This window comes from Elizabethkingia argenteiflava (assembly GCF_009904105.1).
GTDB lineage: Bacteria > Bacteroidota > Bacteroidia > Flavobacteriales > Weeksellaceae > Elizabethkingia > Elizabethkingia argenteiflava.
In genome coordinates, this window is record NZ_JAAABJ010000481.1 from 1 (window position 1) to 329 (window position 329).

Sequence of the window (329 nt, forward strand, 5' to 3'; positions counted from 1 at the left end):
TATAATGATTAATAGAAGTTGAAAATCTCTGCTCCTGAATAGTCAAAGTATGTACAAAGATCAAAGGCTTTTTGTCTCTTTAGATATGCCGTACCACCTAATACAATAGATTGTAGTTTCTCTTCGCCGTCTCTTTAATTGCGTACATTCTGAATGTAGCCTGTAACAGGGTTGTAAGCCCCGCATCATGTACCTTTGGTAGTCGCCTTTTGTTGGGTGTCGCTTATCATAGAGTATTCTAAGGCTTCATCTACGGTTTTTTTGAACACGGTGGAAACTTCTTCTTCCGCACCTTTTTTGTGCAGGTTAAGCGTTTCTTTGTTCGGGCA

At 39.8% G+C, this 329-nt stretch carries 1 pseudogene; it reads right to left on the reverse strand.

From position 1 onward, the window contains the following. Nucleotides 1-8: 8 nt before the first annotated feature. Nucleotides 9-329: pseudogene (locus tag GNY06_RS14210) on the reverse strand (DUF932 domain-containing protein); the annotation flags it as partial.